Here is an 18,048-nt window from a genome sequence, read left to right on the forward strand (position 1 = left end):
AAACGATTTGTAGGATGGTTGAAGAAAAGCCAGTATATCAAAAATTAATAAAACAGAAGCTAAACGTATAACTCAATTTAAATTTTCCTTTTTTCCCGATTGAAACGGTATAATAACTTGGTTTTTGAAGGAAAGAAATTTCTTTTGATCTTATTTGAATTAATTTATCGGATAAAATCTCTTGTTCAATTTTTAGTTTGAAAACATCATCTATCTGTATCGAATTTGTTATAAAATTTATGTCTAAGAGAATTGCTTCTGTTAATTGTTTTGTAGTATCTGCAAAATAAATGGAAGATTGACTTTCATCTGTATACAGACTTTTTTTCCAATGCTTAGGAACTTGAACAACAAAGTTGTTTTTTACATCTATTACTTCTTCCAAATCTGTAAAAAAACGTTCTTTACATTCAAAATCATTCTTTACATCTGATTTTTGTTGGCAACCATACAATAGGAGTGTAGTAATACTTAAAATACAAAACTTTAATGTAATTTTTTTATAACTCAAGTTTCCCAATTTTATGATGTCCGCTTAACCAAGCCGTATTTTTATCTACAAATTGAATGCTGTAATAACTGTCTTTAGAAATAGTTGTCCATTTTTTCCCACCGTCATTAGAAAACGAAACACCTGTTTTACCTACCGCAAAAACTTCTTTTCCTGAAGTATCTGGAACATACTGTACGCAACTTTTATAATTAGGATTTTGATGGTCTGCAACCAATTGCCAGGTTTTTCCGCCATCTGTAGTAATTGCTTTATTTGCTGTGTTTTCTAAAGGTTTAGAATAATCTCCACCAATGATAATTCCGTTTTTTTCATCATAAAAATCAATTGAATAAATTCCTTGTGGTCCATTTCCTTGCACAATTGGTGTGTCAAAAACTTCCCAAGATTTACCAAAGTTTGTAGATTTTAAAATTCGTGCTTTTGCGCCTCCAGAAGCAATCCAAACGGTGCTGCCAATTGTTTTTATATTGGTATTACTTGCGGCAAAAAAAGCTTCATCTTTTATAATTTCTGGTAAATTTTCACAGGGAATTTTATGCCAAGTTTCACCGCCATTTTCGGTAATTAGTATGGATGCACAACTTTCTGTAGGATCTCCAACTGCAATGCCGTGTAAATTATCATCAAAAAAAGTAATTGCGTCATAAAAAACCTTTTCATTTTCTTCTTTATACACCAAGCTAGATGTTCCTTCAGAAATTTTATATAATAACGCAGGATTTCCTATAGACAGTGCAAAATAATCGTTTCCGTTAAATGCCAAACTTCTAAAATGAGGAATTATAGCATCTTGGTATCTAATATTTAAAGCATTCCATAAAGAACCACTATCTGTGGTAAAGCCAACATCTCCTCTGGAGCCGGCGTAAAAAACGCTTTCGCTATCTACCACTTGAATTGCTCTAATACTAGTGCTGTCTTTTTTAAATTCCTGAATGCTAATTTTTTCAATATTTCTTGGTTGATATTCTTGTTTGCAAGAAGTAAAAAAAAGGAAAGTAAAAATAATGACGATTATTCTTTTCATTTTTATATTTTTATACGACTAAAGTAAACAAATCTTAATAGAAAATGAAAAAAGCATTGGTAATTTCTGGAGGTGGAAGTAAAGGCGCATTTGCTGGTGGAGTTGCACAATACTTAATGAAAAATGAGCAAAAAGAGTACGACCTCTTTTTAGGAACTTCTACAGGAAGTTTAATGGTTTCTCATTTGGCTTTGGGCATGTTAGATGGTTTAAAAGAATTGTACACCAACGTTAATCAAGAGACAATTTTCAGTAACAATCCTTTTAATATTAAGAAAGTTGCTGGAGAAAAAATAGTTACAATCAACCATTTAAATACTTTTTGGAATTTTTTAAACGGGAGAAAAACTTTTGGAGAAAGTAAAAATCTAAGAGCGCTTATAAAGAAAAAAATTACCAAAGAGATGTATGTAAAAATTAGAGCTGCTAACAAAGAAGTGGTGGTTACAGTCTCTAATTTAACAGCAAATCAAATAGAATACAAATCTATAAACGATTGTTCTTATGATGATTTTTGCGACTGGATTTGGGGGTCTTGCAACTATGTTCCTTTTATGAGTTTGCTAGAAAAAGATCATTGTCAATATGCAGATGGTGGTTTCGGTTCTTTAGTACCTATTAGAGAAGCTATTTTAAGAGGCGCCACAGAAATTGATGCGATTATTTTAGAAACAGAAGTAACTCAAATTAATAGAATGCCCGCTAAAAATCCTTTTTCTTTACTGTTTGATGTGTTCGATTTTATGTTAACCCATGTAGAGAGACATAATATTACCATTGGTAAATTGGCGGCTTCTAATAAAGATATCAAACTAAACTTATATTATACACCTACTGTCTTAACTACAAACTCATTAGTTTTTGATAAAAAATTAATGCGAAAATGGTGGGAATCTGGCTTTCAATATGCAAAGTCTAAAGATGAAGAAAAAATGAGTGAGTTTAGACCCGATGTTTTAACAGATCAAGAAATAGAAGAAGGTTTAGAAAATATTGACAATTTGAATATATGAAGTTCGGAAAAGTAGCACATCCAGAGAATATTGATTTTTCATTGCCAGAAACAGACCCAAAAACATTTGAGGTTTTAAGTAAATATCAAAAAGCAACAAAACCATCCATCTTTGTGGGTTGTGCAAAATGGAATAGAGCAGACTTAAAAGGATTTTATCCAAGAGGAACAAAAGACGAACTAGAATATTATTCAAGTCAGTTTAATTCTATAGAACTAAATGCTACTTTTTATAGAAATTTTCCTGCACAACAATATGAAAAATGGCGTTCTAAAACACCCAATAATTTTAAGTTTTTTCCGAAATTAGGTCAAGAAATTAGTCATTGGAAACGGTTGAATGGAGTAGAGGCAGTCACAAATTCTTACATCGATAATTTTAGCAATCTTCAAGAAAAATTAGGAACCATCTTTTTACAATTGCATGCGAATTTTGGACCAACCAATTTTGCTGTACTTCAAAATTTTGTAGAAAGTTGGCCAAAAAATCTTGCTTTAGCTGTGGAAGTACGCCATAAAGATTGGTTTGCAGACAAAGAAATAGCAACCGATTTTTATCAACTTTTAGAAGAAAACAATATTGCCAATGTGTTGGTAGATACTGCAGGGAGAAGAGATATGATTCACAATCGGTTAACAAATAATGAAACTTTTATTAGATATGTTGGGGCAAATCATCCTACAGATTATGATCGATTAGATAGTTGGATTTTAAAATTAAGGGAATGGGTAGCTGCTGGTTTAGAGAATATTCACTTTTTTATTCATCAGAATTTAGAAGAGGCATCGCCACTTTTGGCCGGTCATTTTATAAAAAATATAAACGAGGAATTTGATTTAGATTTAAAGATTCCGAATCAAAAAGAAGATCATTCTAACGGACAAATAAGTTTGCTGTAAAACTAAAAAATCCAGCTATCAGCTGGATTTTTTAGTTTGAATTTTTTATTTTTTTTATTTTCTAAAATCTTCCACATACATTTCTTGACTAAAAGGAACTTCAAGTTTAGAATTTATAAATGCTTTCTCTTCAAAAGCAGATACTGATTTTCCTGAAGATTTTAAACCGTTTATAATTAAATTAATTGTGGTTTCTAGCAAAGGATCTGACTTTTCACCCAAAACACCTAAATTAATTGTATTATCAGTCCTACCAAAATCTTCAGCTATTTCAATGTCAGGTGCATAGCCATTTGCATTATTTTCTCCCTTTGCATTTTTAATCTCTAAAACAATGGGCTGCATGGCATAGGTATGTTTTGTATTCAAATTAGCACCACTCTTAAATAAATTATCAGAATCGTATAAAGTGATAGATCCCACCTGTTTTCCAACTGTTTTAATTCCTACTAAATGTACATCAATATAAGCGTTCATGCCATTTATGACCAATTCAGAAGCTGAAGCGGTGTTATCTGAAACAATAAAATAAATTCGTGGTAAAGTCAAACTATTTATTTGTTCATCTAAAATAACATTCCCATCTCGATCGGTATTTTTAATTTGATTTGTAAAATTATTTAGAAAAATATCAGGATCTGAGCCTTTCATCACTTTTTCATTCCAAAATTCCTGTGAAAATATTTTTCCAGTATTTGTTCCGTTAATCATACTTGCTAAATAGGTTGCTGTTCTTACGCTTCCGCCGCCATTGTATCGTAAATCTAAAACCAAATCTGTAATATTTTCTGATTTAAAAAAAGCAAAGGCATTATTTAATTCACCATCATAACTGCTTGCAAATTGATTGTATAGTAAATATCCAATTTTGTCACTTCCCTCATTAAAAACCTTTTTTATGGAAATAGGATTTTCTTGCAACTGTTCTTTTACTAAATCTATTGTTGTTCCATTTATGATAGGGTTTCCAGCATTAAAATCTGCTAAATTAAGTGTATAATTATCTAAGCCTAATACGTCTCTAAAATTAGTAGTTGTTATTTGAACTCCATTAATAGCACTAAAAACCATTCCTCTTAAAACGCCTTTTGTTGCGGCATCAGAATTAGGAACCACATAGTAAACAACGCCATAAACTCCATTTGAACCAGATCTATTCTGAAATAATTTATATTCCATTCCATTACTTAAACTAATTCCTTGAAATTGATTTTCTAAAGCAATATAATCATCTACAATCCAAGAAAAGCGGTCTACCGTTCCTGGTTGGAATAATAAATTATCAAACGTATTTTCTGGCTCAGCATTTCTGTTTTCATTTATAAAGTTGTTTAAATTTCCATCGGCTAAAGCGGGTACATCTTTTTGCCACAAATAATAATCATTTAATCCATTCCATATAAAGACATTAATTTCATCATTTAAGGTTGCGTCATCAGGCAGTTGGTCAATATCTTCTTTACTACAAGAAACTGTTAAAAATAAAATTGATAATAAACTTGCTAAAATATATTTTTTCATATTAATTGGTATTGGGTAAATTTTGTTTTATAAATACACCACTATCTGCTTCTCTCTGAGAATTTATAGAATGGTATAAAAATTCATAATTATTAGGGTTACAAACAGTATTCACGCCCGTATCACCAGAAGTAACATACTCTAAAACCCGGTCTAAAATGGGTTCTGAGCGTTCTCCTAACACTCCTAAATTTAAAATATCTTCATTAGGGCATAAGGTTATATTCGGTGTAAATCCGTTTTCATAGGTTTGGTCGTTTTTATTATAGAAACTTAACACGATAGGTTGCAAGGCAACTGTATGTGTGCTATTTCTTAACTCAAAATCATAATCTTCAGAGTTGTATAAGGTAATAGCTCCTGTATTATTCCCTGCAGTATTGGTACCAATAATATGTACATTTATATGCGGATTCAAGCTATTAATTAATAATTCGATGGCTGAGGAACCAGAAAAATTATTTCCATTTAAAACAATATAAACATCTGTTAAGTTTAGGCTGTTAAAATCTGTTGTACTATTTAATTTTGCAGGAAATTTCGTGATTAAAGAATCTGGTTGATTTGCGACAAACCAAGTTTGCGCTTTCGAATTCCACTGTTCTTTTATAAATACATCTTCTGTAAATTGACCGGTAATCATGCTGGCCAAGTCTGTAATATTTCTAGCAAAACTACCACCACCAATATTGTAACGCAAGTCTAAAACAAGCTCATTAACTGCTTGGTTTTTAAAATTTAAGAAGGTATCATTTAAATTGTCAATTGAATTTCTAGAAAAATCATTATGATACATTAAATAACCAATATGAGCTGCGCCAATAGAAAACGTTTTCTCTAAAAAGATAGTATCATAATTGTAATTTTGTTTTTCTAAAGACACTATTTTTGTATTTGGTGTGGCTGTGGTTCCATCAAAATCTACCATCGTTAGATCGAAAGTATTTGTACTTCGAATTAACAAATCTTCAAAATTGGTTCTGGTAAGTTGTACGCCATCAACTGCATTAAAAAATTCTCCACGAACAATGTTTTTTGTGCTTGCATCAGAATTGGGTAAAATATGATGGATATAACCAATTACATTTACATCACTTGCTGGCTCCGCAATAATTCCGAATTCCATTCCATTTAAAAAACCACTTCTAGGGTTGATTACATCTAAGTTTGAATACTCTTCAATTAAAGTCGATTTTACATCTGTAGAAATTAATAGACTTGAAAATAAATCGTTATAATCTGGAAACGTATTTAAATAGGCATTCAGTTGCTGATCTGAACTAAAACGCCTGTCAGATAAATCTGCAATTTCATCTTGATGTAAATAGTATGCGTTTAAACCTTTCCAAACAAAATCATGCACCACTAAATCTTGGGGCAACTCGTATTCTTTAGAACAATGCGTACATAAAACAGCAATTATTAGTAAATAGCAAGCTTTTAAGAGGTTTTTCATTTAAAAATATATAAATTGTTTGTAAATTCTAACGCAATATAGATAGAAATAGTATTATTTTTAAATTCTTGTGTAACAAATTAAATTGTTACTCGTCGTAAAGATGTAAACCCGAATATATAAATGTAAAGATAGCGGGTTTTCAAAAAATAACCAACCAAACCAAAATGAACCAGTCAGACTTTTTAAAAGTTGTTTTACCATTTAAAGATAAGGTCTTTAGATTAGCAAAAAGATTGTTAGTTTCTACAGAAGAAGCTGAAGATGCTACCCAAGAACTGTTTTATAAACTATGGAAAAGTAAAGAGAAAATAGCTGACTATAATAATGTAGAAGCATTTGCAATGACCATGACAAAGAATTATTGTTATGATAGATTAAAATCTAAGCAAGCAAGTAATTTAACATTAGTGCACAGTAATTATAAAGAGAAAGAAACGTCTTTAGATAAGAAGGTTGAATATCGAGATAGTGTAAACCAAGTACATTTATTGATAGAAAACTTACCAGAGCAACAAAAAATTATTATTCAGTTAAGAGATATTGAACAATATGACTTTGATGAAATCTGTAAAATGGTAGATATGAAACCAACAGCAGTAAGAGTGGCATTATCTAGAGCAAGAAAAACAATTAGAGAAGAACTTATAAAAAAACACAACTATGGAGTTAGCTAACATAGAAAAATTAGTAGAAAAGTATTTAGATGCAACAACTACTTTGCAAGAAGAAACAACCTTAAAAAACTATTTTACAGGAGGTAATGTGGCACAGCACTTGCAAGAGTATACATATCTATTTAACTATTTTGTTATTGCAAAAGATGAAACGTTTACAAAAACCTTAAGGTTAGAACCTAAGAAATCTAAAAAGAAAAACTTTAAATGGTTGTCTGTAGCAGCATCGGTAGTATTGTTACTCAGTGTATTTGTTGGAAAACAGCAATACAATGAATACCAACAGCGAAAAGAAGCAGAGAGAATTTATGCGCAAGTAAGTAAGGGTTTAGAGTTATTGTCTAAGAACCTTCAAAAAGGAGAAACTGCGGTAACTACACTTTATGCTTATGAAAAAACAATAAATAAAATATTAAAATAAAAACCAAGTAAAAATTAGTAAAACCAAGTAAACACAGAAATTATGAAAAAAATTATAATGTTAATAGCGTTTATTGTTGCACCAATAGTAACAAACGCACAGTCCTTTTTTGAAACTTTAGAAGATATGGACGGAGTAGATATGGTAGTTGTTACCAAAGATGCTTTCGAATTGATCTCTAAATTTAAAAATGTAAAAATTGATGATAATGAAGGAATGAAAGTATTCCAGATGGTTCAAGAGTTAAAAGAGTTTAAAATGTTTTCTACAGACAATAGTTTGATTGCAGAAAAAATGAACAACATGGTAACATTGGCTATCAAAAAGCAAAACTTAACAGAGTTGATGCGAATTAAAGAAGATGATTCTCGAATTAAAATTTATGTAAAATCTTCAAAAAACAAAGATTATGTAAGTGAAGTTTTAATGTTTATCAAAGGTTTTGATAAGAAAACAAACGGTATTGCAGAATCTATGATTGTTTCTTTAACAGGAAATATAGACATCAATAAAATGTCTGATTTAGCAGATACTTTTACTAAAAAAAATAAGTAGCATACGATTGTAAAGTCGGGTTTTTAAAACGCGAGGTTACTTTTTTAAAATAAAACACAATGAAAAAAATAACAACAATCCTTTCTTTTCTTTTTTTGGTACTTCTAGTAAGTTCTTGTAAAAATGAAAAATCTTTACAAAGCTATTTAGTAGATACCAGTGGGAAAGAAGGTTTTTATACTGGAGATTTACCCGTAGGCTCTGTACTTTCGCCCAAAGCAGATGTTTCTGAAGATGTAAAAGAAACCATTAAAAGTATCAAAAAAATTAATGTTGCTTTTTTACCAAAAACAGCAGAAAATACCGTTACTTATAAAGCTGAAAAAGCAAAATTGAAAACTATTTTTACAGACAATGATGATTATAAAACCCTAATGTCTATGAAGGCAAAAGGAATGAATGTAAAAATTTATTATTCTGGTGATACAGATTCTGTAGATGAAATAATTGCTTTTGGTTATGGAGATGATAAAGGAGTAGGTGTCGCAAGATTGCTAGGAGAAAACATGAATCCTGCAAAAATTATTGAAACATTAAATAGTATGGATTTTGATAGAGACAATTCTTCCCTCAAACAATTTTCAAAGATGTTTGATAAATAAAATTCAAACAGTTTATTTAAAAGCCTACAACTTCACATGAAATTGTAGGCTTTTCTGATTTTATAATGATTCAAGTTTGAAATAAACATGATCATTGAACGCTTAAAACTCCCTTCTTCAAGATTTCAAATTCCATCTTTGTATTTTTAATTGATTTTAACTGCTCATTAACAGGTTCTATCTTCATAATTACTATTTTTGAAGATTAGAAGAAAATGATATGTATGAAGTTTAAAAAATGGTTCCTTTTTATTTTTATAACAATTAGCACTGTTGGTTTTTCTCAAAATAACCTAACTTATAAGGCAGAAAGAGAAAAAACACACGATTTAATTCACACCAAATTAAAAGTCGATTTTAATTTTGCGGAAAAACAATTAAATGGAGAAGCTTGGGTTACTACAAAGCCACACTTTTATGCAACAGACAAGCTTGTTTTAGATGCAAAAGCAATGCTTTTTCACGAAGTTTCTTTAAACGGAAACAAATTAGAGTATGATTATGATGATTTTCAAATCACCTTAAAACTTCCAAAGAAATTTACCAGAGAAGAAGCATTTACCATCTATATAAAATACACCGCAAGACCAGAGAAAGTAAAAGACAAAGGCAGTAAAGCCATTACAGCTGCCAAAGGGTTGTATTTTATAAATGCGCAAGGTCTTGATAAGAACAAACCTACACAAATCTGGACACAAGGAGAAACGGAAGGCAGCAGTTGTTGGTTTCCTACAATAGATGCGCCAAATCAAAAAACTACCCAAGAAATCTATATTACCGTTCCTAATAAATATGTAACACTCTCTAATGGTGAATTAATAAGTCAGACTAAAAGTGCAGGAAATAGTAGAACCGATTATTGGAAAATGGATCAAAAACATGCACCATACTTAGTTTTTTTAGGTGTTGGTGAGTTTGAGATTGTAAAAGATACTTACAAGAATATTCCCATAGCTTATTATGTAGAAAAGGAATATGCAAAATATGCCAAAGATATTTTTGGAAATACACCAGAAATGATGCAATTCTTTTCAGATAAATTGGGTGTAGCATTTCCTTGGAATAAATACAGTCAAATTGTGGTTAGAGATTATGTTTCGGGTGCTATGGAAAATACAACAGCGGTGGTTCATGGGGAACAAGCCTATCAAACACCAGGACAATTAATTGATGAAAACACCCATGAAAACACCATTGCACATGAATTATTTCATCATTGGTTCGGAAATTTGGTCACTTCAGAAAGCTGGAGTAATTTAACACTCAACGAATCTTTTGCAAATTATAGCGAATATTTATGGCGAGAATATAAATACGGAAAAGAGGATGCAGAAATGCATCTATATGAAAACGTAAAAACCTATTTAGAAGGGCAAGAATCTGATAAGAAATTAGTTCGTTTTAATTATATAGACAATGAAGATATGTTCGACTTGGTGAGCTATAACAAAGGTGGCGCCATTTTACATATGTTGAGAAATTATGTGGGTGATGAAGCTTTTTTTACAAGTTTAAAAACTTATTTAAACGAGTACAAATACAAAGCGGCAGAAGCACATGAATTGCGTTTGGTTTTCGAAAAAGTAACGGGAAAAGATTTAAATTGGTTCTTTAATCAGTGGTATTTTGGGGCAAATCATCCAAAAATTGATGTTTCTTATGATTATAATTTATTGAGAAAAACAGTCACAGTAAATATTTTACAGCTACAGCCAGAAACCTTTCAGTTCCCTATAAGCATCGATATATTTGAAGGAAATAAAAGAAGAAGAGAAACCGTTTTTGTAGAAGATAATGATGCCTCTTTTACATTTAATTACAAAATACAACCCACTTTAATTCAAGTAAATGCAGATGGCGTTTTGTTGTCTGAAATCAATGAAAACAAGATTTTAAGTGATTATATTTTTCAATTGAAAAATGCTGAGAACTATACACATCGAAGAGAGGCTTTGTTAGAAGTTGCAAAAAAACAGGATGATAAAGATGCTTTTAATGCGGTTGTAAATGCGATGAACGATGCTTCGTATAAGATTAGAATCCTGGCATTAGAAAAAGTAGATTTGATAAATAAGTTTTCTAAAAAAGAGGCGATTAGGAAGATCATGCAAATCGCAAATTCAGACAAAAAGACACTGGTGCAAGCAGCAGCAATTCAAACTTTAGGAAAATTAACAGATCCAGAGCTGAAACAAATATTTGTAAAAGGTTTAGAAAGCAAATCATACGCGGTTTTAGGCAAAGCTTTGGTGGCTATGTATTATGTAGATAAAGACTTGGCCGTAAAAAAATCGAAAGAGTTGCCAGATGAAGTGAGAAAAATTTTAGCAACTCCGTTGACAAAGATTTTTATTGAAGCAAATGATGAATCTGAACTGCCTTTTATCGCTAAAAGTGTGGTTTCCGGCATGTTTTTATCGGGAGACGATGCTACGAAAGTTTTATATGAAAAAGCTTTTAAACAAGTTTCTAAAAGCAATAATATGGAAGCTATAAAGAACTTAGTAGAAGACATGGTTGCCAAAGGAAATCAATATAAGAAGTTTAATTTTGATAAAGTGGTCATCAATTTAATGAGAACTATGATTCAAGATCAAGAAAAGTCTTCAAACTCTAATAAGCAAAGAAATATTGCAATTATTAAAACAACGATGTCTAGTTTGATTCAGTAATTGGATTATTTTTATACTAATTTATAAAACATTTTTATAGAGGTCAGTAGCTAAATACATACTAAGTACAAATTTTAAAACACTTTTTATTAGATGTTTGAGTTATTCGTTATTGTCCGTTCGAGCATTACTAAAATGAAAATGTATTTTCATTGAAAGTAGCTAGTAAAGCTATCGAGAATTATTGGTCTTCCTTATATAGGTTTCGACTGCGCTCAACCAGACATAGTTAGTTAATTATTGTTTTTAATAAGTAACTAACTACTGACCTCTACATTTTTATTTTTTTTTAAATAGTATATTTGTAATATGTTGATATATTTAGACATAGATGGAGTAATGGTTCCTGCCAATTCATGGAGAAGGCCTGAAATATTAGAAGACGGTTTTCCTAATTTTAGTTCAAGAGCTATAAAAGCATTAGATAGAATTATTTCTAAGTCTGGTGCAGATATTGTATTAACAACATCCCATAAGTCTTTATATTCTTCAAAAAAATGGATCGCTATATTTAATAAGAGAAATCTTTACATTAACAAGATAACATCACTACCAGAAAATAGAAATCATTTAAACAGAAAAGATGAACTTTTAAAATGGTTTGATGGAAAAGTAATTGATAATAATTTTGTTATTATAGATGATGACAAGTCTTTAAATTCTTTACCAAGGTATTTAAAAGATAAGTTGATTCAAACAAGCGGTTCAGTTGGTTTAACTGAATATTTGGCTGATGAGGCTTTAAAAATTCTAGAGAAGTCAAAATTCGAAACGGCTTAAAAATGAACAATAAAGTTAAAACTAAAAGAAACACAAGTCGTAAGATTTGTGTTTTTTTATACTTCTTTTATTTCTGATACTCATCAAAAGTACCATCAACATAAAAAACGACGATTCGTTGTATTTTTTTTCCATTCCCAGTATTTTCTGAATTAAATAATGATGGAGTAGTAGTGCTACTTTTTGTTGCATCTTCCACTTTAGGAAAATTTCCCTTTCCATTTAACAACCAATGAATGTCTACATCTTTAAATTCTGAAGTCACTTTTAGAATAAAATCTAAACTTGGTTTGTTTCTTCCAGATAGAATATGTGAAATGCTAGAACGTTGCACACCTACTTTATCGGCGAACGTAGATGCCGAAAGTTGATGGTGTTCCATCACTTTCTTTAGCCGGTTTGTAAAATCATCACTGTTTATCATTGTAACTTGCTATTGTTTTACAAATGTAAAACTTATCATTTTAACGACAAAACTAAACTTTAATTTAATTGAAAATCAGATATTTTTAGTTAAATAATAACTTCAATTAAATAATGTAAATAACTAAAAAACAATATATTAATTGATTATTATAGTTAAAATCGATATGATATCTCTCGTCTATATCGTAATGTAAACTCCTTTTGACTTTTTGTTTACAAAAGTAATCATTTTTTGAAAATCAATTGTTTACAATTGTAATATTTCATGAATTTACAATTGTAACATTTTAGTTTGATTACAAATGTGATTCCATTATTTTTACCAAAGATTTAAGCATAATTATCATGAGTTTATTAACGGTAGATTTTTTAGAATCCATTTTCAAAAAAGAAAAAGAAACTTCGCTTTTCGGAAAATGGATTCGTTTTAACGACATTAATGCATTACTCAAAAAACATGAAGGTGTTTTTAAAGTATCACAAATTGGCACTTCAGAACAAGAAAGACCTATTTATCAATTAAAAATTGGTACTGGAAAAAAGAAGATACTATTATGGTCTCAGATGCACGGTAATGAAAGTACAGGCACCAAAGCATTGTTTGATCTGTTCAATTGTTTTTTAAATTCCTCAGCAAATGAAATTACAAGCATTTTAAAAGAATGTACACTTGTTTTTATACCGATGTTAAATCCTGATGGGGCAGAAGTGTACACTAGAGTAAATAGCAATAAGATTGACCTAAATAGAGATGCTGTAGACAGAAAAGCAAAAGAAAGTCAACTTTTAAGAAGTGTTTTAGAAGCATTCCATCCGCAGTTTTGTTTTAATTTACACGATCAAAGAACCATTTTTAACGTAGAAAATACTAAAAACCCCGCAACAATTTCCTTTTTAGCACCTTCAGAAGAAGAAACAAGAGCGTTAACCGCTGGTAGAAAAGCCACCATGAATGTGATTATTGCTATGAGTAAGGTTTTGCAAAAGGTAATTCCTAATTGTATTGGTAGATATACAGACGAATTTTATCCAAGAGCAACCGGAGATAACTTTCAAAAATTAGGATACAATACTATCTTAATCGAATCTGGGCATTATCCAGAAGACTATGTAAGAGAAGTTTCTAGAAAATATACTTTTTTCGCTATTTTTCAAGGCCTGTTTTACATTGCAAAAACCACCGACTTTAGTTCTTATAAAGAGTACTTTAACATACCCAATAACGACAAGGTTTTTTATGATGTAATTCATAGGTTTCCCACTTCAAAAAATGACGTTGCCTATCAATATCAAGACGAAATTATTGATGATGTCTTGGTTTCAAAATTGATTAAAATTGAAGAAAGAAGCCTAAAAGGGAAATTCGGACACAACGAAATCGTTTTCGTAGGGGATTTATATTAGATATTTCTCATTTTTTTTATTGTTTACTTAAGTTTAATTTATAAATTTGCGTATATAATTGAATAATATACAAATTATGAAAAAATTCATTTTAGACGAAATCGATCATCAAATTTTAGACATCTTAATCGAAAATGCTAGAACTCCATTTACTGACATTGCAAAACAATTATTAGTTTCTGCGGGAACCATTCATGTTCGTGTAAAAAAGATGGAAGATGAAGGTATTATTCAAGGTTCTACCTTAACTTTAAATTACGAAAAAATGGGCTATTCTTTTATAGCGCATGTAGGTGTATATTTAGAAAAAACTTCTATGACACAAAGTGTTATTGAGAATTTAAGAAAAATTCCTAATGTTACAGTGGCTTATGTAACCGCTGGTAAATACAATATTTTCTGTAAAGTAAGAGCAAAAGGCACCAATGATGCAAAAGACATTATATATGAAATAGATGATGTTCCTGGAGTAAACAGAACAGAAACAATGATTGCTTTAGAAGAAAGCATCAACGATAAAAAGAGAATGATGCACGCAATTTTTAAAGAGTTGTAAGAATTAGTGCTCTTCAAAAAATAGAAAATCCTTATCATTTAAAATGATAAGGATTTTTTTATGGATTGTACTTCTGAATTATTATGTTTGTTGTGATTACGAAATCTATAATATATGTCAGATAAAATTAAATTTATCACAAATTCTATCCCTAAAGAGCATCTTTTAAAACTGTATAAAAGCATGCTAAAACCTCGTTTAATTGAGGAGAAAATGTTGATTCTTCTACGTCAAGGAAAAATTTCTAAATGGTTTTCTGGTATTGGGCAAGAAGCAATCTCTGTGGGGGTAACTACTGCTTTGTATGATGATGAGTACATATTGCCAATGCACAGAAATTTAGGTGTTTTTACCACTCGAAATATTCCTTTATACCGTCTTTTTTCGCAATGGCAAGGTAAAATGAACGGCTTTACCAAAGGTAGAGATCGTAGTTTTCACTTTGGAACTCAAGAATATCATATTGTAGGAATGATTTCTCATTTAGGCCCCCAATTAGGAATTGCAGATGGTATTGCGTTGGCCAATAAATTAAAAGAGAACCATAAAGTTTGTGCCGTTTTTTCAGGAGAAGGAGGTACCAGTGAAGGTGATTTTCATGAAGCGTTAAATGTAGCGTCTGTTTGGAGTTTGCCTGTGTTATTTTGTGTAGAAAATAATGGATATGGTTTGTCTACACCAACCTCAGAACAGTTCAATTGCGAACATATAGCAGATAAGGGAATTGGTTATGGCATGGAGAGCTATATTATTGATGGAAACAATATTTTAGAAGTATATGCTAAAGTTAGTGAAATCGCTGGAAGCATTCGAAAAAAACCGAGACCTGTTTTATTAGAGTTTAAAACTTTTAGAATGCGAGGTCATGAAGAAGCGAGTGGTACAAAATATGTACCTCAAGATGTTTTAGACTTTTGGGCAAGTAAAGATCCTTTAGAAAATTTTAAAGAATATTTACAAAAAGAAAAAATTCTTACCGCAGAAATTGAAGATTCTTATAGAAGCGAAATTCTAAAAGAAATCAATGAGCATTTAGAGAAAGCATATCAAGAAGATAAAATCACACCCAATTTAGAAACAGAGTTGAATGATGTATATGCTGATGATTCTTTTGAAGAAATAAAACCTTCAGAAGAAAAGAAAAAAATACGCTTTGTAGATGCTATTTCTGATGGTTTACAACAAGCCATGGAAAAACATGATGACTTGGTTATTATGGGACAAGACGTTGCTGAATATGGGGGTGTTTTTAAAATTACAGATGGTTTTGTTGAAAAATTCGGAAAAGAACGTGTTAGAAATACCCCTATTTGCGAATCTGCTATTGTTGCTGCAGCATACGGTTTGTCTGTAAATGGAGTTAAATCTGTGGTAGAAATGCAATTCGCAGATTTTGTTTCATCAGGCTTTAATCCGATTGTAAATCTGTTGGCAAAGTCTCATTACAGATGGCAGCAAAAAGCAGCTATCGTCGTAAGAATGCCTTGTGGCGCAGGAGTAGGAGCGGGTCCTTTCCATAGTCAAACAAACGAAGCTTGGTTTACAAAAACGCCAGGTTTAAAAGTAGTATATCCTGCATTTCCTCAAGATGCAAAAGGTCTGTTAATTGCCGCTATTAATGATCCAAATCCGGTATTGTTTTTTGAACACAAAGGCTTGTACAGATCTGTTTATCAAGCAGTTTCTGAAAATTATTATACTATAGAAATTGGGAAAGCTGCAATTTTGCAAGAAGGTACAGAACTCACCATTATAAGTTATGGCGCTGCCATACATTGGGTATTAGAGTATTTAGAAAATAATTCAACCATTGCGGCAGATGTGATCGATTTAAGAACCTTACAACCCTTAGATACAGCAACCATATATGCTTCTGTTCAAAAAACGGGAAAAGTTTTAGTGGTACAAGAAGATTCTCTTTTTGGTGGAATTTCAAGTGATATTTCTGCATTGATTCATGAGAACTGTTTCGAATATTTAGATGCTCCAGTAAAAAGAGTTGCTAGTATAGAAACGCCAATTCCTTTTGAACCTAATTTAGAAAAACAGTATTTGGGGAAAAATCGATTAGAAAAAGCAATTTCAGACCTTTTAGATTACTAATTATCCTTATTTTTAAAGAAGAGTATCCTATTTATGAAAAACAAACAAATCATTTTAAAAAATAGACCAAAGGGCTTTCCAGATGAAACTACTTGGCAATTAGAAGAACAAGATATCCCCGAATTAGAAGAAGGCGAAATCTTAATTCAGCATTATTATATTTCTTTAGATCCTGCAATGCGCGGTTGGATGAATGATACAAAATCTTACATTCCACCTGTAGCATTAGGACATGTTATGCGTGCTGGCGCGATTGGAAAAGTGATTCAGAACAATAACAATCCAAAATTTGAAATTGGTGATTGTGCCATCAGTTGGGGTGGTGTTCAACAATATTCCGTTTCAAACGGAGCCGGCTGGTATAAAGTTGATGAAAAATTAGCTTCGATGCCAATGTACTTAGGAACTTTAGGAATGCCAGGAATGACGGCCTATTTCGGAATTTTAGAAGTTGGGAACATCAAAAAAGGAGATATTGTATTGGTGTCTGGAGCCGCGCAGGAGCAGTGGGATCTATTGTTGGGCAAATTGCAAAATTAAAAGGCTGTACCGTAATTGGCATTGCTGGTGGAGAAGAAAAATGCAATTATATTAAAAACGAATTGGGTTTTGATGAAGCCATCGATTACAAATCAGAAAATATTTATTCCGCATTAAAGAAGAAATGTCCAAAAGGAATTGATGTGTTTTTTGACAATGTAGGGGGCGTGATTTTAGATGCGGCTTTAAGCAAATTGAGAATGCATGCAAAAGTAGTTATTTGTGGTGCCATTTCTCAATACAACAACAAACATAAAATCGACGGACCCAGTAATTATTTGTCTTTGCTAGTAACCCGTTCTTCTATGCAAGGTATGGTTGTGATGGATTATACCAAAGATTTCGGAAAAGCAGCAAAAGAAATAGGAATTTGGATGCAAGAAGGAAAATTAAAATCTAGAGAAGATATTTATCAAGGAATTGAAAATTTTCGGGAAACCTATAATAGATTATTTTCTGGAGAAAAGAATGGGAAATTAATTTTAAAAGTAATCGCATAGTGGAACAAGAACATTTTTTTCAGTGTCCGCATTGTTGGGAAGAAATCTCCATGATCTTAGATGCTAGCATTCGGCAGCAAACCTATATTGAAGATTGTGAAGTTTGTTGCAACCCAATAGAAATAAGACCCGCTTTTGAAGGTGGAGAATTGGTGTCTTTTAATGCGCAATCTATTGAACAGTAAAGTTATTACACAGAGATTCACAGAGGGGTTTCGCAGAGATTCGCAAAGTTTTATTGAAAGGGTCGTGTTCCCTTACAATATTAGGTTAAGAAAAATCTGTGTAGCTCTGTGTTTTTTCTCCTGTCATCCTATGTTTGCAAAAGGATATGGATTAAAGTATTTATATTAGATAGATATTAATAAAAAGGAGAAAGAGC

19 protein-coding genes are annotated in these 18,048 nt (G+C 31.2%); 14 read left to right on the forward strand and 5 right to left on the reverse strand.

Translation table 11 applies throughout. The annotated features are described in order from the left end of the window. Positions 1–37: 37 nt before the first annotated feature. Together Q0998_RS18400 and Q0998_RS18405 are read right to left on the reverse strand one after the other, a co-directional pair. Positions 38–511, reverse strand: a complete 474-nt coding sequence (locus Q0998_RS18400) for a hypothetical protein (RefSeq protein WP_299672595.1) — start codon at positions 509–511, stop codon at positions 38–40. Then, positions 501–1,541 (reverse strand): oxidoreductase, encoded by a 1,041-nt coding sequence (locus tag Q0998_RS18405; protein ID WP_299672598.1) that lies wholly within the window; start codon positions 1,539–1,541, stop codon positions 501–503. Before Q0998_RS18405 ends, Q0998_RS18400 begins: the two co-directional genes overlap by 11 nt. A gap of 44 nt (positions 1,542–1,585) precedes the next feature. On the opposite strand from Q0998_RS18405, the gene Q0998_RS18410 reads away from it, so the two are divergent. Beyond that, positions 1,586–2,554, forward strand: coding sequence for a patatin-like phospholipase family protein (locus tag Q0998_RS18410; protein ID WP_299672601.1), 969 nt, complete (start codon positions 1,586–1,588; stop codon positions 2,552–2,554). Continuing rightward, on the forward strand, positions 2,551–3,453 hold the full coding sequence (locus Q0998_RS18415) for a DUF72 domain-containing protein (RefSeq protein ID WP_299672603.1): 903 nt from the start codon (positions 2,551–2,553) through the stop codon (positions 3,451–3,453). The genes Q0998_RS18410 and Q0998_RS18415 overlap by 4 nt, the downstream gene beginning before the upstream one ends. Before the next feature lie 54 nt (positions 3,454–3,507). Here the strand turns inward: Q0998_RS18415 and Q0998_RS18420 are convergent, their stop codons facing one another. Both Q0998_RS18420 and Q0998_RS18425 read right to left on the reverse strand, forming a co-directional pair. Continuing rightward, on the reverse strand, positions 3,508–4,974 hold the full coding sequence (locus tag Q0998_RS18420) for a S41 family peptidase (RefSeq protein WP_299672605.1): 1,467 nt from the start codon (positions 4,972–4,974) through the stop codon (positions 3,508–3,510). A 1-nt stretch (position 4,975) separates the two neighbouring features. After that, the gene (locus Q0998_RS18425; protein ID WP_299672607.1) at positions 4,976–6,430 is read right to left on the reverse strand and encodes a S41 family peptidase; all 1,455 of its coding nucleotides are present in this window, start codon (positions 6,428–6,430) and stop codon (positions 4,976–4,978) included. Positions 6,431–6,597: 167 nt separating this feature from the next. On the opposite strand from Q0998_RS18425, the gene Q0998_RS18430 reads away from it, so the two are divergent. The 6 genes from Q0998_RS18430 to Q0998_RS18455 all read left to right on the forward strand — a co-directional run bounded on the left by Q0998_RS18430 (position 6,598) and on the right by Q0998_RS18455 (position 12,137). Then, positions 6,598–7,107, forward strand: a complete 510-nt coding sequence (locus tag Q0998_RS18430; RefSeq protein ID WP_299672610.1) for a sigma-70 family RNA polymerase sigma factor — start codon at positions 6,598–6,600, stop codon at positions 7,105–7,107. Further along, positions 7,094–7,528 (forward strand): hypothetical protein, encoded by a 435-nt coding sequence (locus Q0998_RS18435; RefSeq protein WP_299672613.1) that lies wholly within the window; start codon positions 7,094–7,096, stop codon positions 7,526–7,528. The genes Q0998_RS18430 and Q0998_RS18435 overlap by 14 nt, the downstream gene beginning before the upstream one ends. A gap of 42 nt (positions 7,529–7,570) precedes the next feature. Then, positions 7,571–8,083 (forward strand): DUF4252 domain-containing protein, encoded by a 513-nt coding sequence (locus Q0998_RS18440; protein ID WP_299672616.1) that lies wholly within the window; start codon positions 7,571–7,573, stop codon positions 8,081–8,083. 59 nt (positions 8,084–8,142) lie between these two features. Next, on the forward strand, positions 8,143–8,685 hold the full coding sequence (locus Q0998_RS18445) for a DUF4252 domain-containing protein (RefSeq protein ID WP_299672619.1): 543 nt from the start codon (positions 8,143–8,145) through the stop codon (positions 8,683–8,685). Between the two features lie 224 nt (positions 8,686–8,909). Next, positions 8,910–11,357: a M1 family metallopeptidase gene (locus Q0998_RS18450; protein ID WP_299672622.1), complete on the forward strand. Its 2,448-nt coding sequence runs from the start codon at positions 8,910–8,912 to the stop codon at positions 11,355–11,357. Positions 11,358–11,666: 309 nt separating this feature from the next. After that, positions 11,667–12,137, forward strand: coding sequence for an HAD domain-containing protein (locus Q0998_RS18455; RefSeq protein WP_299672625.1), 471 nt, complete (start codon positions 11,667–11,669; stop codon positions 12,135–12,137). 67 nt (positions 12,138–12,204) lie between these two features. On the opposite strand, the gene Q0998_RS18460 is transcribed toward Q0998_RS18455, so the two are convergent. Further along, positions 12,205–12,561 (reverse strand): helix-turn-helix transcriptional regulator, encoded by a 357-nt coding sequence (locus tag Q0998_RS18460; protein WP_299672628.1) that lies wholly within the window; start codon positions 12,559–12,561, stop codon positions 12,205–12,207. A 347-nt stretch (positions 12,562–12,908) separates the two neighbouring features. Here Q0998_RS18460 and Q0998_RS18465 point away from each other — a divergent pair, with 347 nt between their 5' ends. From Q0998_RS18465 to Q0998_RS18490, 6 genes are all read left to right on the forward strand, one after another. After that, positions 12,909–13,967, forward strand: a complete 1,059-nt coding sequence (locus tag Q0998_RS18465; protein WP_299672631.1) for a M14 family zinc carboxypeptidase — start codon at positions 12,909–12,911, stop codon at positions 13,965–13,967. Positions 13,968–14,043: 76 nt separating this feature from the next. Further along, the gene (locus Q0998_RS18470; RefSeq protein ID WP_299672634.1) at positions 14,044–14,523 is read left to right on the forward strand and encodes a winged helix-turn-helix transcriptional regulator; all 480 of its coding nucleotides are present in this window, start codon (positions 14,044–14,046) and stop codon (positions 14,521–14,523) included. Positions 14,524–14,637: 114 nt separating this feature from the next. Continuing rightward, positions 14,638–16,626 (forward strand): dehydrogenase E1 component subunit alpha/beta, encoded by a 1,989-nt coding sequence (locus tag Q0998_RS18475; protein WP_299672636.1) that lies wholly within the window; start codon positions 14,638–14,640, stop codon positions 16,624–16,626. A gap of 33 nt (positions 16,627–16,659) precedes the next feature. Beyond that, positions 16,660–17,166 (forward strand): hypothetical protein, encoded by a 507-nt coding sequence (locus Q0998_RS18480; RefSeq protein ID WP_299672639.1) that lies wholly within the window; start codon positions 16,660–16,662, stop codon positions 17,164–17,166. Next, positions 17,133–17,666 (forward strand): NADP-dependent oxidoreductase, encoded by a 534-nt coding sequence (locus Q0998_RS18485; protein WP_299672642.1) that lies wholly within the window; start codon positions 17,133–17,135, stop codon positions 17,664–17,666. Before Q0998_RS18480 ends, Q0998_RS18485 begins: the two co-directional genes overlap by 34 nt. Beyond that, a complete protein-coding gene (locus Q0998_RS18490; RefSeq protein ID WP_299672645.1) occupies positions 17,666–17,851 on the forward strand; it encodes a CPXCG motif-containing cysteine-rich protein in 186 nt (61 codons plus the stop codon). The genes Q0998_RS18485 and Q0998_RS18490 overlap by 1 nt, the downstream gene beginning before the upstream one ends. Positions 17,852–18,048: the final 197 nt, after the last annotated feature.

This window comes from uncultured Polaribacter sp. (genome assembly GCF_947501385.1).
Lineage (GTDB): Bacteria > Bacteroidota > Bacteroidia > Flavobacteriales > Flavobacteriaceae > Polaribacter.

What these genes read in the sequence shown, in the direction of transcription:
- Q0998_RS18405 (WP_299672598.1), bottom strand. Translation starts at nt 1,541, where the DNA reads ATGAAAAGAATAATCGTCATTATTTTTACTTTCCTTTTTTTTACTTCT.
- Q0998_RS18410 (WP_299672601.1), top strand. Translation starts at nt 1,586, where the DNA reads ATGAAAAAAGCATTGGTAATTTCTGGAGGTGGAAGTAAAGGCGCATTT.
- Q0998_RS18415 (WP_299672603.1), top strand. Translation starts at nt 2,551, where the DNA reads ATGAAGTTCGGAAAAGTAGCACATCCAGAGAATATTGATTTTTCATTG.
- Q0998_RS18420 (WP_299672605.1), bottom strand. Translation starts at nt 4,974, where the DNA reads ATGAAAAAATATATTTTAGCAAGTTTATTATCAATTTTATTTTTAACA.
- Q0998_RS18425 (WP_299672607.1), bottom strand. Translation starts at nt 6,430, where the DNA reads ATGAAAAACCTCTTAAAAGCTTGCTATTTACTAATAATTGCTGTTTTA.
- Q0998_RS18430 (WP_299672610.1), top strand. Translation starts at nt 6,598, where the DNA reads ATGAACCAGTCAGACTTTTTAAAAGTTGTTTTACCATTTAAAGATAAG.
- Q0998_RS18435 (WP_299672613.1), top strand. Translation starts at nt 7,094, where the DNA reads ATGGAGTTAGCTAACATAGAAAAATTAGTAGAAAAGTATTTAGATGCA.
- Q0998_RS18440 (WP_299672616.1), top strand. Translation starts at nt 7,571, where the DNA reads ATGAAAAAAATTATAATGTTAATAGCGTTTATTGTTGCACCAATAGTA.
- Q0998_RS18445 (WP_299672619.1), top strand. Translation starts at nt 8,143, where the DNA reads ATGAAAAAAATAACAACAATCCTTTCTTTTCTTTTTTTGGTACTTCTA.
- Q0998_RS18450 (WP_299672622.1), top strand. Translation starts at nt 8,910, where the DNA reads ATGAAGTTTAAAAAATGGTTCCTTTTTATTTTTATAACAATTAGCACT.
- Q0998_RS18455 (WP_299672625.1), top strand. Translation starts at nt 11,667, where the DNA reads ATGTTGATATATTTAGACATAGATGGAGTAATGGTTCCTGCCAATTCA.
- Q0998_RS18460 (WP_299672628.1), bottom strand. Translation starts at nt 12,561, where the DNA reads ATGATAAACAGTGATGATTTTACAAACCGGCTAAAGAAAGTGATGGAA.
- Q0998_RS18465 (WP_299672631.1), top strand. Translation starts at nt 12,909, where the DNA reads ATGAGTTTATTAACGGTAGATTTTTTAGAATCCATTTTCAAAAAAGAA.
- Q0998_RS18470 (WP_299672634.1), top strand. Translation starts at nt 14,044, where the DNA reads ATGAAAAAATTCATTTTAGACGAAATCGATCATCAAATTTTAGACATC.
- Q0998_RS18475 (WP_299672636.1), top strand. Translation starts at nt 14,638, where the DNA reads ATGTCAGATAAAATTAAATTTATCACAAATTCTATCCCTAAAGAGCAT.
- Q0998_RS18480 (WP_299672639.1), top strand. Translation starts at nt 16,660, where the DNA reads ATGAAAAACAAACAAATCATTTTAAAAAATAGACCAAAGGGCTTTCCA.